We start from the raw sequence: 21493 nt of genomic DNA, 5'->3' as shown, positions 1-21493 counted from the left end.
GTAGTTTCTAAAAATTATGAGCAAATTACTTCTTATCATAAAAAGAGAATTTATTGCCAAAGTGCGCAATAAATCCTTCATTGTAATGACTTTTTTAAGTCCGTTATTGTTTGTGGGCATTGGTGTTTTTGTGGGCTATTTAAGCACCATGAAAGCGGAACTGAAAACCATCGCCATTCATGATGAAACAGGTCAGTTTGTAAATGAATTTAAAAGCGATGAAGAATATAAATATGTTAATGTATCTCAAGTTGATTTAAAAGTTTTGAAAGATAGTATCGTTAACGAAAGCTACGAAGGACTTTTAATCATTCCAAAAGTAGAAGACAATACCCAACTTCAAAAAAAGATTCAGTTTGTATCTAATGAAAGTCCAAGTGTTTCTTTTATCGAAGATTTAGAAGATATAATTGCCAAAAAAATTACATCTGAAAATTTCCAAAAGGCAGGTTTAGATACTTTAGCCATTAAAAATGCTAAAGCAACTGTTGCTATTAATTTGGAAAAAGCATCTGGAGAGGAAGCGTTAAAAGGTTTAAACGAAATCAAAATCATTATTGGAGGTGCGTTTGGTTATTTAATTATGATGTTTATTGTATTGTATGGGAATATGGTTATGCGTAGTGTCATAGAAGAAAAAACATCTCGAATAATTGAAGTTATCATTTCATCAGTGAAGCCATTTCAATTGATGATGGGTAAAATCATTGGCACATCTTTAGCCGGAATATTACAATTTTTAATATGGGCGCTGTTGGGTTTGACGGCGATGTTTGTAGTATCAAGTATGCTAGGTGTGCATATGGGCGCTTCTGGTGGAGCACAAGTACAGGCAATGCAAGCGGCACAAAATGCATCCGGAAGCCAAATTCAAATGTATGTTAAGGAATTGTGGAATTTACCCATTGCAACCCTCTTAATTTCTTTTATCTTTTATTTCATAGGAGGATACTTTTTATACAGTTCGTTCTATGCCTCTATAGGGGCAGCGGTTGATAATGAGACTGATTCACAACAATTTTTATTGCCAATCATCATGCCTTTGATATTGGGCGTTTACATCGGTTTCTTTACCGTTATAAATGATCCACACGGAACCATTGCTACGGTTTTTTCGATGATTCCGTTAACTTCTCCAATCGTTATGATGATGCGCATACCATTTGGCGTACCGCTTTGGCAAATTATTGTGTCAATGGTATTATTGTTTGTAACGTTCCTTGGAGTAGTTTGGTTTGCTGCTAAGATTTACCGGGTAGGCATTCTGATGTATGGTAAAAAACCAACTTGGAAAGAGTTAATTCGTTGGTTGAAATATTAAAGTATGCTTATGCCTTTATCAAAAATTATATGAAGAAATTTTTCTTTTTTTTGCTTATACCGCAATTCATTTTTTCACAGGAAAAAGCAATAAAATTTGAATTTTCAGGGTATGTAGAGACGTATTATTCATTTGATTTTAATCAACCCGATACCAATGAAAAATTACCTTTTATGTATAATTATAATAGACATAACGAGTTTAATTTGAACATCGGGTTATTACGAGCTAAAGCAGAATATGATAATTCTTATGCAGTATTGACACTACAAGCAGGTACATATGTAGAAGATAATTATGCTAATGAAACAACTAAAATTATTAATGAAGCGTACGTAGGTTTGTTTCTTGATAAAGCAAAAAAGTCAACAATAGAATTGGGAATTTTGCCAAGTTATATTGGATTTGAAACGGCTACTTCCGCTTCCAATTTAACCTTGACGCGTTCTATTCTTGCAGAGAATTCACCCTACTTTATGTCTGGTATTAAGTATACTTATAAACCCAATGAGAAATTTACATTTTCAGGATTAGTGACCAACGGTTGGCAACGCATCAACAAACCTGATAAAGACAGTTCACCTGCTTTGGGTTCGCAAATAATTTATAAGCCTTCGGATAAATCTGTTTTCAATTGGAGTACTTTTATTGGAAAGGAATTCAATGGTACAGCTTATTCGTTTCGGTATTTTAGTAATTTGTATTGGGATTATAAATGGAATAGTAAATGGAGAACGATTACTGGTTTTGATTACGGTTTACAAGAAAGTAGTATTTCAAATAATAAATTGTCTACATGGCTAAGTCCAGTTTTTATTGCTCAATATTCAATCACTCCGAAATGGCAAACCGCTTTTAGAGCCGAATATTATCAAGATAAAAAAAATATAATAATTGCAATAAATGATAGCTTTGAAACACTTGGTTTTTCTTTAAATTTTGATTATTTGCCAAATTCAAACGTGAAATTCAGAACAGAAGCACGGTATTTAAAAAGCAACGAAAATATATTTCTAAACGATGAAATGTATACTAATAATGACTTTTTTTTGACGACAAGTTTGTCTTTAGAATTGTGAGGTTGTCAAGTGTTTTTTATATCTTGTTTAGCACATAAATTAAAACGGATACCCAATAGCCAAATTGAATATAAGGTTTTCGCTTCGCCAAGAACCACTTCCAAAATCGATTTCGTCCAATACCCAGCGCTGACCATTTGGTAAAAAAGGTTTTCGTATTGGGAATGCTACATCTGTTCGTAACACCAAAAAGCTGAAGTCAAATCGAAGTCCGGTACCAACTCCAACAGCAATTTCATTTAAAAAGTCTTTAGTTAATTGGGACCCTGGTTTGTTTACATCCTTGTATAAAAGCCAAATATTCCCCGCATCCATAAATAGTGCACCATTTATAAAGCGGTAAATATGGGCTCGGTACTCTGTATTAAATTCTAACTTTACATCTCCAGATTGATCCGGAATAAATTGACTTATTTCATTCGATCCATCATAAGTTCCCGGACCTATAGCTCTGGATCGGAATGCCCGCAAACTATTGGTTCCGCCGATAAAAAATTGTTTGCTATACGGAATTTCATCAGAATTCCCGTAAGCGAAAGCAGCACCAGCGATGATTCGACTTTTTAAAAGTGATTGATTACTGAATTTATACGTGTGTTTAAACTCACTCTGAACTTTAATAAATTGACTAAACGGAATTCCTAAAATTTCAATAGGATCTTTTTTGTTGATATCGGCACCCGTAATCAAACCGGCAATTGTTCCTGATAAGTCAATACTACCTTTATAATAGAAGGTGTTTTTTTTTCTTTGATTTATCTCATTGGTGTAGGTGTAAGAGTACGTTGGACCAAAAATAAGTTGTTTTTCTATCACATTTTTTAGAGATGGATTTAAAGCCACTTGTTCCTGATATAAATCGGTTACGTCTTGTGGACTTGCAAATGTAATTTCGGTAATATTAAATAAGTGTTCCTTACGAAGGTTTTCTTTCCAAGCATATCCAAAGGAAGCTTTTGAGGTTTGCAATGAATACAGTTGTTGCCGATTTTGAAATTCGTAGCCAATGGTTGTATTTGTCCTAGGAACAAAACCACTAGATGATTTGATTTTGAAAGGAGCAATAAATCTTGGCCATACCAAACTAGTTTCACCACCAAAACGATACACATTAAAGCCGTTATTTTTTCCACCTAATTGCACTTCGAGTCCACCAAAAACTGAAATGCTCAATAATTCCGCACCATGAAATGTATTGCGATTGCTCCAGTTTATCTTTAATTCCGTTCCGGTATAACTTGCAGAATTGGTTTTTGCCAATACTTCAACACGAATTGATTTTTGTGGTAATGGCGTAAGATAATAATAGGCATCCAAATAATTTCCAATCGTATCAGAAACCCGAAACTGATTTTTTACAAACTTTAAAGTCCCCAAATTCACCAATCGGTTCAACGATAAATTGTGGTCCGTTGTATTGTATAAATCGTCTTTTTTAAAGTATAACGTTCGGTCAAAAATTCGAGGCTTGAATAAACTATCATTCCCAATAATGGTAAAATCTTTATATTTTTCAAATGTTTTTAGGGTATCATTATTAATAGAATAATTCGGGTAAATGATAATCTTATTGATTTTGTACGCTGTTTTTGCCGCGACAGGCGCTTCATCTTTTACTTTTAAAATTAAATCAACATCATATTTGCCAACAGTACTATCGACCTGAACTTTTACATATTCGGCATTGAAATAATAAAAACCGTTGTCTTTCAAACGCGCATCGATTCTGACTCTTTCGGCTTTTATTACTTCTAAATTATAAGCTGAACCCACTCTTAATAAGCTTTGATGTTGTGTTTGTCTAACTGCTGAGCTAACGGCAGAGGAATCGGCTGGGTATTGAATCGATTTAATTTTATACTGTTTACCCAGAGTTACTTTGTATTCAGCGGCAGCTTTTTTGCCATGCCTGGTAGAATCGGCGCTTGTTCTTGTATTGAAGTAACCATTGTTTTCGGAAAAATTTTGCAACAAACTTCGATTGTATTCCAAATCGACTTTACTCAATAAAACCGGCGCTTCACCAAGAGTGTTTTTTAGCCAATGACGAAATCCTTTTTCTTTTTTTACCTCTCCGGCAAGATTATAGAAAAATAATTTTGGTCGCATACCCAAAAACTTTTTGTTTGGAAGCGGTCGAATTATTTTTATCAATGTTGATTCTAATGCCTTGCGTTCTTTTCGGGAAACATTCGTGTCTTTAACCGAAACTTTTGCACCAACATACAAAAGTTCACCTTCGGGCAAGTTATGTGTGCCACCACACGCTGCTACAAATAGTGCAAGAAAGAATACTATAATTAGGTTTTTAATCATTGTTTCTTCTTAATTTTAGGGGTATCAGTTTCTTTTTTTGAATTAAATATCTCCTTGAATTTGTTATAATCTAATGTGATAATAAATCCAACTCCAGTTTCAATAACTTGTCCTTGCAAGGCTACCTGATACAGATTTTTTCTATAGGCCCGAAGTTTATATCGTCCGTCTTTTGAAAGTTGGTATTCGGCAGAAACATCTCCGGCAATGGTATTGGTCTCTTTGTTTTTCTGTTCCGGACCTTCAATTCCGAATGTGCTTCCAACCGTTACTTTTAATCTATCATTCAACAATTTTTTGGAAAGCCCAACGTTCAAATCGGTTTTATTTTCTTTTTGACCTGTAGTATAATCTTCAGAAGAATCTAAATCGAAATTCAATTCAAAACCTTTAATCAAATCGCCCGCTAGATTATTAAGTTGTTGCGACAGTATTTTACTAGCACTTTCTCTGGCAAATGAGGAAGCTGATGTAATGCCACTCTCACTTGAAAATGGATTTTCACCAACAAATCGATTCAACAAAAGCAAAGCAAAAACCTGTTTGTTTAATTCATCCGGCTCTTGTCGCAATTGTGTCAATTTTGCTTCTGTTCTAGTAATGATATCACTCGAAACCGAGTTGTTTCCCGGCGGCAAAATAATGTCAAATGAGATGCTTGGTTTCATCAAATCACCTTTCATTTTTAATTCGGCTTCAAAAGGAATTTTTTGTTTGTATGTATTTCTTTCTTCAGGAGTAAGGTTTGATAATTGATTGTTTAACAAATCTAATGGTGCTGCTTGTGTTTTATAGAGTGCTATTATACTCATATCTGCAGTTGTTGGTTCGCCAGTCCAAAGAATATAACTTCCTTTTTTGATGTCGAATTTTCTTTTAATCAAATTAAAACTCATTTCATAAGTTCCTTCTTCCAATTCATAACGCCCGACTAATGTTGTTTTTCCTGAAGGATCGATTCCTCCTGTAAGTTGGGCTTCGCCTTTTAATTTTAATAAGTCACCGTTGGCTTTGTCAATAACTAGCGTTAATTCGGCATCTTTATCGACTTCAATAGTTACTGAAGCATCAATTCCTTTTACTCCGGTTTCACTTAGATTTTCATCAGCAAGTTTGGTGAATAATGAGGGTTGATCTTGGTCGATAAATTCCACTATTCCTTCTCTGTCAGCTATCGATGGATCATCTTGTGGTAAAACAAAAGTAAATTTAGTGTCTTTATTAATTTTAACAGTTCCTTCCACTTTTGGACTTTCCATAGTTCCTTTAACGATCAAATGATTGTCTAAAAACAATTCGCCATAAAAAGTATCATTATCTTTTGCTTTTGAATTTACTGCTTTGAAATTATCAGCATCCACAGTAAAATTAAATCCTAAATTGGAATAATTTGCATTGTTGAGTTCCCCATTGATGATTAAATCGTTGTTCTTTTCGTCATATATAGTGAAATTGTCAAGAAGGATAGCGTTATCGGTAAATACCATTTTATCGTTCATCGATTTGAATTTGGCATTAAGTGTCACAGCTTTAAATCCGATTTCGTGAAATGATAAATTGCCTATCAACTTTGGATTATTCGTGTTACCGGTAACTTTAAATCTGCCAGTGAAATAGCCGGTACCATCTGTGATATTTCCCATAGAAAACCCTTGAATGCTTTTCAGGTTCAGTTTTAGAATATCCAAATCCATGTCCAATGCATCGTCATTGGCCCGATAGGTTCCGTCCAGATTCAGCTGATTGTCCAGTCCCGTAAGTTCAATCTTGGCGGTATATGTATTGGCAGTATAATTATCGACATTGATATTGATTCTTCCGACGGCTTCATTTTTGAATGTGAAATTATCAATCGTTGCATCGGCTGTAAATAGCACTTTCGACTTCAAATTTTTAAGTACGGCAGTACCATTTATAGTTCCGTCCATTTCACTATTTTTCATCTGAACGATATTGGTAATGGTTTGTATTTTGAAATCTTTAAATTTAATAGCTAATGTCGGATCATCACCTTGTGATTGCGATTGAAGACTTATGCTACTTTTATCGTATCTCAATTCAAAATTATCAAAATAGATAGCATCGTTAGAAAAACGAATTTTGTTATCATCAGAAATTTTCCAAGAATCGTAATTCAGCATCAATTTTTCAGGATTAAGTGAAATCTCATCACCGCCGTTTTTAGCTTTTAAATTACCCGCAATACGATAACGGTCTTTATTTTTAACATCTTTTAAAAGCAGTGTATAATCAACAACATCGTCTTTCGCTTGTCCGCTAATACTTGTGCGTAAAAGCTGAAACTGACTGTTCTTGATTTCGTCAATACTAAAATTATAACGCAACGCTCTGTCTTTTGTATCTATTTTTAGAGTTGCATTTGTAATAATATTTGTGCTATAAACTAATTTTGGAATTGAACCATTTACCATAATGGTATCATTCACCGAATTATATCTTCCCGTTATTAAAATAGGTTCTATATTTTTTAGATCAGGAACCATATTTAGCAGAATAGGAGTAGGTTTAACATTCACTTTGAAGGCTAATTGTTGGTTGCCGTTCGGAACATTTTTGGAACTTGATTTTAAAGTATAATAATTTGAAATGCTATTTTTTATTGAATTAGCCAAAGTGGATACTCTATATTTCCCTATTATTTCGGCATCTAAAAATGGAGAGTTTAAGACAATTGAATTTTTTTCTGATGTGGACACGGCGACCACATTGATAGAATCTGTTGCATATTGATCTTTGTCGTTGGCAATAATCAAATGATGAACACTCGCTTTTCCGTTAAGATAATCCAGGTTTGCTGATTGAATATCAGCATCTAAAACACCTTTTAGTTTTAATGGTCCGGCATGTAGGTTAAGTTTGTCTAAATCGGCAATATCAACATTCAGATGGATTTTTCCAGACGGATATTTATCTTTAAAATTACCGCTCGAAACCAAATCAAATTTTAGATTTGGGTCTTTTGTAAAGGCACTAATATCAAAAAGGCTATGGTTTATTTTTCCATTAACAACCAAATTCTCATACGTATAATAATTGTAATCAGCTTTGAATACTGTAGCGCTGACAATGGCATTCGCAGTTTTTGGATTAAAACCTCTTCCTTTTATAGTTGTTTTTAGTGTCACTTTTCCAATGGAATCGTTTTTCATTAAACTACCCAAATCAAAATTATCAAGCGATGCCTCAAGATTATATTTTTCGTTGTCTTCTTTGCTTCGGTCTAACGTGCCTTTTATTGCACCATTTCCGGAACTGGTTGCAAAAGTCATATTGGTTATAAAATTTTTGATAGTTCCTTTGAAAGTGCCTCTAACTGTAAGTTTTGAAGGCAATTGAATATTGTTTGGAATCGTGTTTTTTGGCAGAAAACTATAGAAATCATTGGAATTCGATTGAAAGTTTTTGATGTTCAAATCATAATAGGCTTTTTCCGAATCGGGCAAACCAATTATCCTTCCGCTGGCGTTCACATTTGTATTTCTAAAACCGGTAAGCTGAAGATTTTGGAAATTCAGGTTGCTCACTTTCCCTGAAATCGTTGTGTTAATAAATATAATTGCATTTGGATTGGAATTAAAAAGGTCTGTTTTATAAAGCTGTGGAGCAACCAACAATAAGTCTTTGAACGCAATCCTGCTTTTACTGAGATGAGCATTTATAATGAGTCCACCCGGATTATCAGAAATCGATTCAATAGACGGATAACCAATTATAATTTCATTTCGCAAAATTGTTTGTGTTGTTTTTAAATATAAATTCTTAAAATACGCCAATTTAGGACCATAATAGAAGTTTGCCTTTAAGGATTCTACTTTTAAACCTTTTTTTTCTTCCGCTTTCATGGAATTGATTTTTCCAGAAATTGATTCCGAATTATAGGCAAAATCATTGGCATCAATACTAACGCTTTTTAAGTTTAAATGTTGATAATCCATGCCTCTCTTAATCGGAGTTGAATTTTCATTATTATAACTAAAATTCACATTTTTGAAAGCCACTTCATTCGATTTTACTCGCCAGTTGTTTGATTTAGAAGAAGATTTGTTGTTTTCTTTTACGGTTTTACCCATGGTCAAATTATAGGTAGCATCAGAAATTGCTATTTGGTCTAAGTCTATTGTGTTCGTATTGAAGTCAAAAACGTTGACTTTTGCCAAAAGTTTATCCAAATCCATGTCTATAGCAATCTTCAAATTCTCATCCTGATACGATGCTTTGATTTTAGATAAATCGAGAGTTCCTAATTTCAGTTTTAAATCTGAGCTTTTTGAGTTTTCTGATTTGGTAATTTCTGCTTTTTCAACCAAACCCTGTTTATAATAAAACTGCAATCCTTCTAAAGCAACATTCGGAACATCAAAATTCATCTGTTCCCTGTCGAATGTTTTGATTCTAGTTTTGAGATGATTCACACTAAGTCGCATATCATTATTGTTATAAACATCATTATATCGAACTCTGACATTATTCAGTTCAATTTTTTCCAATAAAAATTCCATTGGAGGTGCATTGTCATTTTGTTTTTTGGGTGATTTGAAAGCCTCAGGTATATAATCGAAGTTTAATTTATTTTCTTTATTTCTGTTGATGTTTGCAACAATACCCTCTAATTCAATCGAAGTGATTTCAAGTTTGTTATTAAATAATCCAAATATATTAAGGTTTGCCGCGATTTTTTTACCTGCTAAAAGTGTATCCTTTTCTTGGTCTTCAAAGTAAACACCTTCCAGAATAACATCGTTCGGAAATCCAATTTTAATTTTATTAACGACAACTTTTGTTTTGAGTTTTCCTTCGAGATACGTTACAGCTTTATCTTTGGAAAATTGTTGAACGGCAGGAATTTGAACGGCAACGACAAACAACAAGAGTATTCCTATGAGCGATAGCAGGATCCATAGGATGACTTTTGTTCCTCTTATAAAGTACTTTTTCAAATCAATTATTTAATTTAAAACAAGTAAATTTGTTTTATTCGTATTCACATTAAAGATGGAAATTATATAGTTTAACACTTTTATATAATTATTACAAAAAGTTACAAAATTGCATTAACAATCCGCCATATTTACTGCCACAGCTAAGCCACCTTCTGAGGTTTCTTTGTATTTTGAGTTCATGTCTTTTGCGGTTTTCCACATGGTTTCAATTACCTTATCCAAAGGAACTTTAGCATTTTTTGCATCGGTTTCCATGGCGAGTTCGGCTGCATTGATGGCTTTGATAGCTCCCATAGTGTTGCGCTCAATACACGGAATCTGAACCAGTCCACCAATTGGGTCACAAGTCATTCCGAGGTGATGTTCCATTGCAATTTCAGCAGCCATTAAAACTTGGTCGGGAGTGCCGCCCATAGCTTCGCATAGTGCCGCTGCTGCCATTGAAGAGGATACGCCAATTTCTGCCTGACATCCGCCCATAGCGGCAGAAATGGTAGATCCTTTTTTAAAGATGCTTCCAATTTCACCAGCTACCATTAAAAATTGCTTTATTTCTTTTTCGCCAGCTTCATGATTTTCAATCACTAAATAATACATTAGTACGGCTGGTATCACACCAGCACTTCCATTAGTCGGTGCCGTTACCACTCTGCCAAGAGCTGCATTCACTTCATTAACGGCTAATGCAAAACAAGAAACCCATTTTAATATTTGTCGAAACTTAACTTCTGTTTTTCGAATAGTTTCTAACCATTCTTGTGGCGTAGTATAATTGGCTAAACCAATCAAACCTTGGTGCATATCAAAAGCGCGTCGTCTTACATTTAAACCACCAGGCAATATACCTTCAGAGTGACATCCAATAAACATACATTCTAACATCGTATACCAAATACGCATCAGTTCACTATGCACTTCTGCTTCGGGACGCATCGATATTTCGTTTGCAAAAACTATTTGTGAAACAGATTTATTTTGACTAATAGTATATTGTAATAATGCTGCAGCATTTTGAATTGGAAACGGAAAAGCACATTTTATTTGATGTTTCTTTTGGGCATTAACGCGTTCTTCTTTGACGACAAAGCCGCCACCAATAGAATAAAAGGTGGAACTATATTCAGAATCATTATCCAAATATGCCGTAAAAGTCAATCCATTAGCATGAAAAGGAAGGAAGTTTTTGTTGAAAATAATATCCTGAAGAAAATAAAACGGAATGCTTATTTTATTGCCTAAAATAATTTCGTTATTAACTTCAATTGTTTTTATAATTCCATCAATATCTTTTACTGGAATGTATTCTGGATCTTGTCCGCTCAAGCCCAGCATTAGTGCTAAATCGGTAGCGTGACCTTTTCCCGTTAAGGAAAGTGATCCATATAAATCAACTTTTACTCTTGTTACTTTATGGAATATATTTTCAGTTTGTAATTCAGATAAAAAACGTTCAGCCGCTCGCCAAGGTCCAAGTGTGTGCGAGCTTGATGGGCCAACCCCAATTTTGAGCATATCAAAAACAGAGATACATTCTTCCATAAACTATATCGATTTAGTTATCGCAAATATAAAGTAAAGAACTAAAGAAATATAAAGATTATTCAATATTAATGTAGGGTAATTTTAAATAAAGTTATTTTATATTTGTAACATTAAAAAATATAGTAAATTATGAAAAAATTAAAATCATTATTAGCAATTATTGTTTTGATTGTTTTTTTAAGTTCTTGTTCAAGTGATAGCGGAACTAGTCAAAACAAAATGAAAATTGTTGCAAAAGCAACGTACACCAATCCGTCTAGTAAAAACGCCACAGAAGTTGGAATGAACAATGATGTAGCTATTACTAGTTTTAAAGTTAACATCAGAGAAATGCAATTCAGCCTAGCAGAATCTGATGACGATGATGACGATGATAACGATGATAACGATGATGATAATGGAAATGGCGATAATGATGATGATGGTGATTATGATGGTGATGATGAGATTGGACTTAATGGTCCATGGGAGTTAGATTTATTGAATCAGAACGCACCAGTTACGACAGTAACAATAGCCAATGGAACTTATGAAGAAGTTGAATTTGAATTAAGTAAAAATTTAGTAAATACTTCACCAATATTCAATAAATCTATTGAAATCAGAGGGACAATTAATGGTACACCGTTTGTTTTCTGGCATAATGATGAAACTGATTTTGAAATAGATTATGAAGATATGAATCAAAGTTTAGTGGTGAATAATAATTCTTTTGATTTGGTTATTAATATTGATTTGAATCAAGTACTGAGTCAGGTAGATTTGACTTCTGCTACGGATAATAATGGGGATGGAATTATAGAAATTAGTCCAAATGATACTGATGGAAATAATAATTTAGCAGATGAGTTACTTGATAGAATTGAAGATGCTACAGAAATGGATGATGAAGACTAGTCTATTTTAACAAATTATTTTTATAAAACCATCACTATGCGGGTGGTTTTTTATATTTGTAGATAGGGCTAAATACTGCATTAAAATAATAAAAATTACTATGAGTTTTATCAAGAATATATTGGGAAATAGTACACAGAATCAATCGGTTTCAAAAGTAGGATGGAGGCAACTAACTAACTTAGGACAGTTGAATGAAATTGGTGAGGTATCAACGGAAAAAGCAGTTCTTATTTTTAAGCACAGCACACGTTGTAGTGTAAGTAGAATGGTATTGAAACAATTTGAAAATGAGTTTGATTTGCAAGATAAAATCGTTCCTTATTTCTTAAACTTATTACAGCATAGAGAAATTTCTAATACCATAGCTAGTGATTATGAAGTTCAGCATCAATCACCGCAAGTTATAATTATTAAAGATGGAAAAGCAGTATATAATGCTTCTCATGAACGTATTGATACGAAACAGCTAGAACAATTTATCTTCTAAATTTATTTCTGACGATGATATCTTTCAATTTGGCTTTTAAATCGTTGCCCGTATCAAAAACCATTTGCTCATTACTAGGAAACGGAACAGCTCTTCTGTTGAAGTTTGGATAGTATGTATCTTCACAAGCCCTTTTATCTCCTTTATACGTTGAATACATATTAGAAAAAATAAATTCACTCGCCAACGGAAATGTCTCAATAAGTTGATTACTCTTAAAGTTGATATAATCTACTTTTGCGGTGACTTGACACGCTTTTATTTGTGAAAACTCATAAATGCTTATCCGCACCGTTTTCATATTATCCACTTTTATGGGATGACCTAAACTGTCTTTCACTACATTTCCGTTAGCATCTAAAAGATTTTTGAGACCGTCCTTGACAAGTTTTTCCTTATCAAATTGTTTTTCTTTTACTTGTTCGGGTGAAATGTTGATTTGTCTGAAATTTACAATCAGTCCATAATCATAGTCAATTCCTTTTTGACGATTACTGTGATATACTGTCCATTTATCATTCAAACCATAGGTGCTGAAATCTAACAAATCATTTTGCAAACCAATAGGAATTACCATATTGGTTTCGTTTTTGGTATAAACATTTACAAAATCAGTTCCTTTATATTTGGCTTCATCTGTAAGATTGGCTACATCTTTAAATCCAGGATTGATCGTTTCTAAATATACTAAATCATCATAGGCCCGACGAATAACCATTTTATCTTTATTGGCTAAAAGGGCTTTTGAATTATCGTATAAATATTTAGATAAAGCATTTTTACTGCTCACAATTTGGTCGGAATAATCATCAAAAGGAAAAACAGCATCGCGACCTTCTTTTACTAATTTCAATGGTAAAAGCGGACGAATTTGTTCTTGACGGTAGTTTAACTGAATATAAGTAGTATATATTTTCTCTAAGTTTTGCGGATTAGCATCTTTAAACCAAGCATTAATGTCACGTAAATCACGCTCTTTAGCTTTCGCAAAAGCTTCTTCCAGCAGATAAACGTAATCTTGTTTTCCTTTTGCATTTTTGTTTCCACGCAAACCATCAATAGCATTTCTAATGGCGGAATCATAATCGCCAGAAGTTACTAAGTCTCTGGTTTGACGAACGCCACAAGCAGAAACGATAAGGAATAAGGCGAGGAGGGAAGTAATTCTTTTCATTGTTTGATTGGTTTAGACACAAAAATAGTCAGTTATTTTAATTTTTAGTATTGAAAACAGATTTTGTTCCTATTAGAAAGGAAAACGGTTTTACGTTCATTTTTTGGAGTTATGAAAAGAATATCAAAATAAAATTAAGTCAATAACTTGTCTTTGCATTTAACTTTTCAATAGGATTTAAAAAGAACATCTTTTTCCAGCCTTGAGGACTTTTGTCAATACGCCAAATATAGGGAATTAAGGTTGAGATGGTATAATGCAGGTGTGGTGATTTTCCAGCTGCATTTCCTGATGTTCCTACGGTCCCGATAGTTTCGTTATGCCCAACAACTGAAAAGGTAGAAGTTTTTATTTCATCTAAATGTGCGTAGTAGTGAATGCGCCATTTGGGTCCTAATACTGCTATGACGTTGCCACCCATGCTGATTTTACCACAGTAAATAACGATCCCTTTTGTTGAAGAGCTAATCGGAGTTCCTGTTTTAGCAAAAATGTCAACGCCTTTGTGCGTAACTGATTTCCCCCAAGGGTAATACCAAAATGATTCCTGATTGTAGCTGTTTTTTGTAGCATAATCAACGGGCATTTTGAAATTTTCCGGAATTAGCAAACCAATAACCGTGATAATAAAAATCACTACTAACATCTTTCTAATTCGAGGGAACCTTTTCATACTTAAGTGGTTTCTAAATACGTTTTAAACTCTTCATAAGTCTTAATCTTAGTATAAATTTTCTCTTTTCCTAAAACACTTTCAATCTGTTTTGGGATGGGTAACTTTATTTTCAACAATGGTTCCACGGTATCTAGAAATTTAATTGGATGTGCTGTTTCTAGGAATACGCCAACACTATTGGGCTGTTTTTGCATTTCTTTTTTCAATCCCAAATACCCAACTGCTCCGTGTGGTTCGGCTATATAACCGGTTCTGTTATAGATGTCTTTGATTATTAGTTCTGTTTCAGTATCTGTAAAACTGTATGATGAAAAATCTTTTTCAAATTCACTTAAATCATTGTGATACAATTCTTGAATACGAATAAAGTTACTCGGATTCCCAACATCCATAGCATTTGAAATTGTGGTTATTGATGGTTTTGGATCATAATCTCCATTGGATAAAAACCTTGGTACCGTATCATTAGCATTAGTCGATGCCACAAATTGAGCAATTGGAAGTCCTAATCTTTTCGCCATAATTCCGGCACAAATGTTTCCGAAATTACCACTCGGGCAAGAAAGAATAATAGGTTTGTTATGTTTCTTTAATTGTTGGTATGCAAAGAAAATATAGAACATTTGAGGCAACCAACGGGCGATATTTATCGAATTGGCAGAAGTTAAGTTTTTGTGTTTCAAACTTTCATCCATAAATGCTTTCTTAACCATATCTTGACAATCATCAAAAACACCATCAACTTCTATTGCTTTTATGTTTTGACCTAAAGTAGTCAATTGTCTTTCCTGAATATCGCTCACTTTTCCAGATGGATATAATATAATCACTTCGACACCTTTGACACCCAAAAATCCGCTAGCTACTGCGCCTCCAGTATCGCCGGAAGTCGCGACTAATACGGTATTTTGTATGTCTTTATCTTTATTAAAATAGGCTAAACAACGTGACATGAATCGACCTCCAACATCTTTAAACGCCATAGTTGGTCCGTGAAAAAGCTCTAAAGAATACACATTTTCTTCTACAGGAACACAAGGAAAATCAAAACACAACGTATCTGTGACGATTCGTTTTAGCTCATTTTCTGGAATTTCATCACCAACAAATTGTGTAATCGCTTCAAATGCAATTTCTTCATGGGATAAATTTTCGATGTTGGCAAAGAAAGAATCGGGCAGCCGCGTTATAGTTTCCGGAAAATACAAACCTCGGTCGGGTGCAAGACCAGCAACAACGGCTTCTTGAAAACTAACTTTATGTGATTTGTTATTTATACTAAAATATTTCATTTTCTGAGTACAACTTAAATGATTTTTGTTCCATCGCTATTTACTTTTGAAATATAAATGTCACAAGCGATTCCAGTATCCGAGTAGGCATCGCTCATACTTTTGGCTATAGTATTGGCAATAGTTTCTCCTTTACATAAAGCAAAAATTGATGGTCCAGCTCCAGATATTCCGGCACCTAAAGCACCATTTTTTAGAGCCTCGTTTTTTACTAAATCAAAATTTGGAATTAAATGTTTTCTGGCAGGTTCTACAATAACATCTTGCAAAGAGCGACCAATAAGTTCGTAATCTTTTGTATATAATCCGGCAATTAACCCACCAAGATTTCCCCATTGCGTAATGGCAGATTTTAATGAAACTGTTGGAGAAAGAACTGCTCTAGAATCGGAAGTTTTGACTTCAATATGCGGATGTAATACTACAGCATATAGCTCACTTGGACTTTCAATTTTTATAACATCTAACGGATTATACCCACGAACTAAAGTGAAACCTCCTAAAATACAAGGTGCTACATTATCAGCATGTTCACTTCCGCTGGCTACGACTTCGCCTTTCATTGCAAAAAAAACCAATTCGTGTTTGGTAAACGGTTTACCCAAAAGCTCATTGATACCAAAAACGGCTCCGGCTGCACTGGCGGAACTGCTTCCAATTCCGCTGCCAGCTTTTATTTTTTTATGGATTTCGATTTCAAAACCATGTTCGATAGAGACACGATAAATCGCGTCGTTATACAAAGCTAAAGCAGCAACACCTGCTACGTTTTTCTCTGTTTCTAATGGCAAATCTGCTCCGGTAATTTTGGTTATTCTTACGCCTTTTTGAGCAACTTTCCGAATAATCATTTCGTCACCAATTCCGTCTAGGCACAAGCCCATAACGTCAAACCCGCAATTGAGATTGGCGATAGTGGCGGGGCAGAATATTTTTATTTCAGTCATTTTTAAGGTTTAAAGGTTTAAAAGTTTAAGCGTTTAAAGTTGTTAAACCATTTTAAACGATATTAAACTTTTCAAACAATAAATTATACATTTCCAATTCGAATTACATCAGCAAAAATACCTGAAGCAGTTACCGCTGCTCCCGCACCAGCACCTTTTATAATGAGTGGCTGATCAACATATCTATCCGTATAGAATTCGACAATATTATCTTTTCCTTCCAAATTATAGAATGGACTTTCTTTCGGAATGAATTGTAATCCAACCGATGCTTTTCCATTATCAAATTTGGCCACAAACTTAATACGACTATCTTTTGATTTGGCTTCTGCTAATAGCTTATTGAAATGGTCGTCGTGCTTCGTTAGCGATTTAAAGAAATCTTCATTGTTCATTGTTTCCATACATTCTTGTGGCAGGAAACAATTGTTTTCAATTTCTTCGATATCCATTTTATAACCGCTTTCACGGATAAGGATTAATATTTTTCGAGCTACATCAACACCACTTAAATCTATCTTTGGGTCTGGCTCTGTAAAACCTTGAACGCCTGCTTCTTTAACTACGTCATGAAAATTGTAAGAATCACTGAAATTATTAAAAATAAAGTTCAAACTTCCGGATAAAACCGCTTGAATCTTGTTTACTTTATCACCCGAAGCGATTAAATGTTTCAACGTGTCGATGATTGGTAAACCGGCACCAACATTGGTTTCAAATAAGAACGGAGCATTATATTTTCTCGAAAGATTTTTGAGTGTCTTATAATTATTATATTCAGAAGAACAGGCAATTTTGTTACACGTTACTACTGCAATATTTTGACTTAGGAACTTATCGTAAATACCGGCAATATCATAGTTAGCGGTAATATCAACAAAAATACTATTGCGTAAGTTCAAGTCATTTACTTTAGCGATAAAGTTTTCTACATTGGCTTTTTCTCCGTTTTCAACAGCAGTTTTCCAATTTTTTAGGTTGATGCCTTCTTCATCGAAAACCATTTTACGTGAGTTGGCCAAAGCAATTATACGAAGATTTATTTTTAGGTTTTCTTTCAGGAACTTTTTCTGTTGCGCAATTTGGTCAATGAATTTCTCACCCACATTTCCAACTCCCATTACAAATAAATTCAGCTGTTTGGTATTGTCTTCAAAGAAACGTTCGTGAAGTGTATTTAGTGCTTTTTTAACGTCTTTTTCATTAATTACCACGGAGATGTTTCTTTCGGAAGCGCCCTGAGCAATAGCGCGAATGTTTACGTTATTTTTACCCAAAGTGCTGAACATTTTACCGCTAATTCCTTGGTGATTTTTCATGCTTTCTCCCACTAGGGCAACGATACACAATTCGTTTTCGATACTGCAAGGGTCAATTTTGTTTTGAGCAATTTCTAACTCAAAAGCTTTGTCTATTGCTATTTTAGCTCGTGCAGCATCAGTGTTTAAAATACCAATGCAAATGGAGTGTTCAGATGAAGCTTGTGTAATAAAAATAACATTGATACTTTCATTTGATAACACTTCAAACAAACGTTTGGAAGAACCTGCAACACCAATCATTCCGGAACCTTCTAGGGTTAGTAATGCAATAGTATCAATATGAGAAATCCCTTTGATTGGATTGCTAGATACGTTTGGATTATTTGAAATTAGCGTTCCGTAAACTTCGGGTTCAAAAGTGTTTTTGATAAAAATAGGAATACTGTCTTTTAAAACGGGCTGTATTGTTGGCGGATATAGTACCTTGGCACCAAAATGTGAGAGTTCCATTGCTTCTTGATACGAAATGGTTTCAATAGGTTGGGCTTGTTTTACCACTTTTGGGTTTGCTGTGAACATTCCGTTTACATCCGTCCAAATTTCCAAAACATTTGCTTTTGCAGCTGCAGCAATAATCGCCGCAGTATAATCGGAACCGCCACGTCCAAGAGTTGTGGTATTTCCATCGGCGGACGAAGCTATAAAACCTGGTAATAACACCACTTGGTTTGTAATTGATTTGAAATAATCCGCAATAAGTTGATTGGTTACAGCAAAGTCGACACTTGCCTTTCCGAAGTTGGAATTCGTTATAATAAGTTCACGACTGTCTTTAAAAGTTGAGTTGTTAACCTTTTGTCTTAAAGCAACTGCAATGATTTGGGAAGATAACAATTCGCCAAAACCAGCTACGATATCAGCGGTTCTGTTTGATAATTCGCCCAAAAGGTAACTACCATCCAATAAGGTTTTTAAATGATTGATATTGCTGTTAATGGTATCAATAATTTCACTTTGCTCACGTAACGGAACTAATTCGTCTATGGCATCTTTGTGTTTCTTTTCGATTTGGCTAACTAAATCTTTATAGTTTTTATCTTTAGAAGAAGCAGTTTTGCCCGCTAAGATTAATAAATCCGTTACGCCGCTAAAGGCAGAAACCACTACGGCCAATTTATCTTCTTTGCTTTTATTCGTTACAATTTGAATTGTTTTTGAAATATTTTCTGCATTGGCTACCGATGTACCGCCAAATTTTAATACAATCATGATATTATTATGAGTTGTGAATTGTGAGTTATGAGTTGTCTGCTTTCTAAATGAAAGTGCATGAATGAGGATTATATGAAAAGATTATACCCCAAACGGGGTTGTAGTTGTTGTGGTAACAAAAGTCATTGCAGCGGAATTAGCTGTCGCGATATAAGTATTTATGTTGTTAGTATTCCACATGATTTTCAAAAATACTACTTTTTGTGTACTAAAAAAGTTTTAGTGGTATTTTTATCAAAATCGTATTATTAATGGAATGAGAAAAACGTATTAGGATTTTTTCCATCGGATGTTCGGTTTCATTACCAAATCTTCAATAAAATAGTGGAACTAAAACTTGTTTTTTAAGGATTGTTTATTGAATTTTGAGCACAATTTGAACACAAAAAATGGAAAACATACATTACATCAGTGCAGAAGTATTGAGTTTAGAGCAAGTACAAGAAATTATCGATCAACATAAATCGTTATCCCTTTCCGAAGAAGCCAAAGTGAATATTCAAAAATGCAGAAACTATTTAGATAAAAAAATGGAATCTAATGACAATCCAATTTATGGAATTAACACTGGTTTTGGTTCGTTGTGTCATGTGAAAATTTCTAATGAAAATCTTTTAAAATTACAGGAAAACTTAGTAAAATCGCATGCTTGCGGAACCGGAGATGAAGTTCCTGCTGCCGTTGTAAAGATTATGCTATTGCTTAAGTTACAGTCTTTAAGTTATGGCTATTCGGGTGTGCAGTTAGTAACCGTTGAGCGTTTAATTGATTTTTATAATAATGATATTCTTCCAATAATTTATACACAAGGTTCGCTTGGTGCCAGTGGCGATTTAGCTCCTTTAGCACATATGTCTTTACCATTATTGGGTGAGGGTGAAGTGAATTTTGAAGGAAAAAAAGTGCATTCATCTGCAGTATTAAAGAAATTTAATTGGCAGCCAATAGTGTTACAATCTAAAGAAGGATTAGCATTACTTAACGGTACTCAATTTATGAGTGCTTACGGCTGTTATATTTTAATGAAAGCAATAAAATATTCTTATTTTGCCGATATAATTGCGGCCATTTCATTAGAAGGATTTGATGGAAGAGTTGAGCCTTTTGATGAATTGATCCATTTAGTTCGTCCGCATAAAGGACAGATTTTGACCGCAAGAAGAATGAAAGAATTGTTAGATGGAAGCCAAATTATAGCGCAACCCAAAGTGCATGTTCAGGATCCGTATTCGTTTCGTTGTATTCCGCAAGTACATGGCGCATCGAAAGATACCATAGATTATGTAAAAAAAATATTTAAGACTGAAATCAATTCGGTTACCGATAATCCAAATATTTTTGTAGGAGAAGATGTGATTGTTTCTGGAGGAAATTTCCACGGACAACCGTTGGCTTTGGCTTTAGATTTTTTAGCGATTGCCTTATGTGAATTGGGAAGCATTTCTGAAAGAAGAACCTATCAATTGATTTCAGGTTTAAGAGGATTACCAGCGTTCTTAGTTGAGAATCCGGGATTAAATTCAGGTTTTATGATTCCACAATATACGGCTGCCAGCATTGCCAGTCAGAATAAACAATTAGCAACTCCAGCTAGTATAGACAGTATTGTATCGAGCAATGGTCAGGAAGATCATGTGAGTATGGGAGCCAACGCTGCTACAAAATGCTTCAAGATTATGGAAAATGTAGAACGAATTTTAGCAATCGAATTAATGAATGCTTCACAAGCAATTCATTTTAGAGAGCCATTGCAATCGAGTACTTTTATTGAAATGTTTCTGAAATCGTACCGTGAAGAAGTTCCTTTAGTAAAAGAAGACCGAATTTTGCATTACGATATAGAAAATTCGGTAGCGTTTTTGAATAGCTTTCTGGTGGAGTTGGAGGATTAAATAGGCAACATAAAACTCAAAAGTCCCAAAATAGCCGGAACCGCCTGAACATGGAAAATTCTTTTAAAAGCCGTCATGGCTCCATAAATTCCAGCCACAAGCACACAAGAAAGGAAGAAGATGGCAATATTTTTACTCCAATCAACATTTGCAATGCAAAGCGACCAAATCAATCCAGCCGCCAAAAAACCGTTATATAAGCCTTGGTTTGCAGCCATGACTTTTGTTTTTTCGAATTGGTCTTCGGGTATGGTTTTAAAAACTTTTCTACCGCGTGTGGTCCAGGCAAACATTTCGAGCCAAAGGATGTAAAGGTGCAAAAAGGCTATAAATCCGATAATGATTTGTGATACTGTGTTCATTAGGTTATTT

14 protein-coding genes are annotated in these 21493 nt (G+C 34.2%); 5 read left to right on the top strand and 9 right to left on the bottom strand.

Going from position 1 to position 21493, the window contains the following annotated elements:
- Positions 1–16 precede the first annotated feature (16 nt).
- The gene (locus ACIQ2L_RS07315) at positions 17–1321 is read left to right on the top strand and encodes an ABC transporter permease (protein WP_396157515.1); all 1305 of its coding nucleotides are present in this window, start codon (positions 17–19) and stop codon (positions 1319–1321) included.
- Positions 1322–1350: 29 nt separating this feature from the next.
- On the top strand, positions 1351–2400 hold the full coding sequence (locus ACIQ2L_RS07310) for a porin (RefSeq protein ID WP_396157513.1): 1050 nt from the start codon (positions 1351–1353) through the stop codon (positions 2398–2400).
- Positions 2401–2439: 39 nt separating this feature from the next.
- Here the strand turns inward: ACIQ2L_RS07310 and ACIQ2L_RS07305 are convergent, their stop codons facing one another.
- The 3 genes from ACIQ2L_RS07305 to ACIQ2L_RS07295 form a co-directional block, all read right to left on the bottom strand.
- Complete coding sequence (locus ACIQ2L_RS07305; protein ID WP_396157512.1) at positions 2440–4716, bottom strand: BamA/TamA family outer membrane protein; 2277 nt, start codon at positions 4714–4716, stop codon at positions 2440–2442.
- Positions 4713–9674, bottom strand: coding sequence for a translocation/assembly module TamB domain-containing protein (locus tag ACIQ2L_RS07300; protein WP_396157511.1), 4962 nt, complete (start codon positions 9672–9674; stop codon positions 4713–4715). Before ACIQ2L_RS07300 ends, ACIQ2L_RS07305 begins: the two co-directional genes overlap by 4 nt.
- A 114-nt stretch (positions 9675–9788) precedes the next feature.
- A complete protein-coding gene (locus ACIQ2L_RS07295; RefSeq protein WP_396157509.1) occupies positions 9789–11216 on the bottom strand; it encodes an L-serine ammonia-lyase in 1428 nt (475 codons plus the stop codon).
- Between the two features lie 132 nt (positions 11217–11348).
- Between ACIQ2L_RS07295 and ACIQ2L_RS07290 the strand changes: the two genes are divergently transcribed.
- Both ACIQ2L_RS07290 and ytxJ read left to right on the top strand, forming a co-directional pair.
- The gene (locus tag ACIQ2L_RS07290; RefSeq protein WP_396157508.1) at positions 11349–12116 is read left to right on the top strand and encodes a hypothetical protein; all 768 of its coding nucleotides are present in this window, start codon (positions 11349–11351) and stop codon (positions 12114–12116) included.
- 100 nt (positions 12117–12216) lie between these two features.
- Entirely contained in the window at positions 12217–12606 is a 390-nt protein-coding gene (gene ytxJ, locus ACIQ2L_RS07285; protein WP_396157507.1) for a bacillithiol system redox-active protein YtxJ, read from the top strand.
- Here ytxJ and ACIQ2L_RS07280 read toward each other — a convergent pair.
- The 5 genes from ACIQ2L_RS07280 to thrA form a co-directional block, all read right to left on the bottom strand.
- On the bottom strand, positions 12596–13780 hold the full coding sequence (locus ACIQ2L_RS07280; RefSeq protein ID WP_396157506.1) for a hypothetical protein: 1185 nt from the start codon (positions 13778–13780) through the stop codon (positions 12596–12598). The two genes, ytxJ and ACIQ2L_RS07280, sit on opposite strands and share 11 nt — an antisense overlap.
- Before the next feature lie 139 nt (positions 13781–13919).
- Complete coding sequence (locus ACIQ2L_RS07275) at positions 13920–14453, bottom strand: M23 family metallopeptidase (RefSeq protein ID WP_396157505.1); 534 nt, start codon at positions 14451–14453, stop codon at positions 13920–13922.
- A gap of 2 nt (positions 14454–14455) precedes the next feature.
- Complete coding sequence (thrC, locus tag ACIQ2L_RS07270; RefSeq protein ID WP_396157504.1) at positions 14456–15748, bottom strand: threonine synthase; 1293 nt, start codon at positions 15746–15748, stop codon at positions 14456–14458.
- 14 nt (positions 15749–15762) lie between these two features.
- Positions 15763–16695 (bottom strand): homoserine kinase, encoded by a 933-nt coding sequence (locus ACIQ2L_RS07265; protein ID WP_396157503.1) that lies wholly within the window; start codon positions 16693–16695, stop codon positions 15763–15765.
- Between the two features lie 83 nt (positions 16696–16778).
- On the bottom strand, positions 16779–19226 hold the full coding sequence (gene thrA, locus ACIQ2L_RS07260) for a bifunctional aspartate kinase/homoserine dehydrogenase I (protein ID WP_396157502.1): 2448 nt from the start codon (positions 19224–19226) through the stop codon (positions 16779–16781).
- 392 nt (positions 19227–19618) lie between these two features.
- Between thrA and hutH the strand changes: the two genes are divergently transcribed.
- Positions 19619–21121 (top strand): histidine ammonia-lyase, encoded by a 1503-nt coding sequence (gene hutH, locus ACIQ2L_RS07255; protein ID WP_396157501.1) that lies wholly within the window; start codon positions 19619–19621, stop codon positions 21119–21121.
- Here the strand turns inward: hutH and ACIQ2L_RS07250 are convergent.
- Positions 21118–21483, bottom strand: coding sequence for a DUF1304 domain-containing protein (locus ACIQ2L_RS07250; RefSeq protein WP_396157500.1), 366 nt, complete (start codon positions 21481–21483; stop codon positions 21118–21120). The two genes, hutH and ACIQ2L_RS07250, sit on opposite strands and share 4 nt — an antisense overlap.
- Between the last annotated feature and the right edge of the window lie 10 nt (positions 21484–21493).

This window comes from Flavobacterium sp. (genome assembly GCF_044369455.1).
Classification (GTDB): Bacteria; Bacteroidota; Bacteroidia; order Flavobacteriales; family Flavobacteriaceae; genus Flavobacterium.
Note: the sequence above shows the minus strand (reverse complement) of the source record. Positions and strands in the feature narration are given on the sequence as shown.

Coding starts and splice junctions, on each gene's coding strand:
- ACIQ2L_RS07315 (WP_396157515.1), top strand. CDS start 17: ATGAGCAAATTACTTCTTATCATAAAAAGAGAATTTATTGCCAAAGTG.
- ACIQ2L_RS07310 (WP_396157513.1), top strand. CDS start 1,351: ATGAAGAAATTTTTCTTTTTTTTGCTTATACCGCAATTCATTTTTTCA.
- ACIQ2L_RS07305 (WP_396157512.1), bottom strand. CDS start 4,716: ATGATTAAAAACCTAATTATAGTATTCTTTCTTGCACTATTTGTAGCA.
- ACIQ2L_RS07295 (WP_396157509.1), bottom strand. CDS start 11,216: ATGGAAGAATGTATCTCTGTTTTTGATATGCTCAAAATTGGGGTTGGC.
- ACIQ2L_RS07290 (WP_396157508.1), top strand. CDS start 11,349: ATGAAAAAATTAAAATCATTATTAGCAATTATTGTTTTGATTGTTTTT.
- ytxJ (WP_396157507.1), top strand. CDS start 12,217: ATGAGTTTTATCAAGAATATATTGGGAAATAGTACACAGAATCAATCG.
- ACIQ2L_RS07280 (WP_396157506.1), bottom strand. CDS start 13,780: ATGAAAAGAATTACTTCCCTCCTCGCCTTATTCCTTATCGTTTCTGCT.
- ACIQ2L_RS07275 (WP_396157505.1), bottom strand. CDS start 14,453: ATGAAAAGGTTCCCTCGAATTAGAAAGATGTTAGTAGTGATTTTTATT.
- thrC (WP_396157504.1), bottom strand. CDS start 15,748: ATGAAATATTTTAGTATAAATAACAAATCACATAAAGTTAGTTTTCAA.
- ACIQ2L_RS07265 (WP_396157503.1), bottom strand. CDS start 16,695: ATGACTGAAATAAAAATATTCTGCCCCGCCACTATCGCCAATCTCAAT.
- thrA (WP_396157502.1), bottom strand. CDS start 19,226: ATGATTGTATTAAAATTTGGCGGTACATCGGTAGCCAATGCAGAAAAT.
- hutH (WP_396157501.1), top strand. CDS start 19,619: ATGGAAAACATACATTACATCAGTGCAGAAGTATTGAGTTTAGAGCAA.
- ACIQ2L_RS07250 (WP_396157500.1), bottom strand. CDS start 21,483: ATGAACACAGTATCACAAATCATTATCGGATTTATAGCCTTTTTGCAC.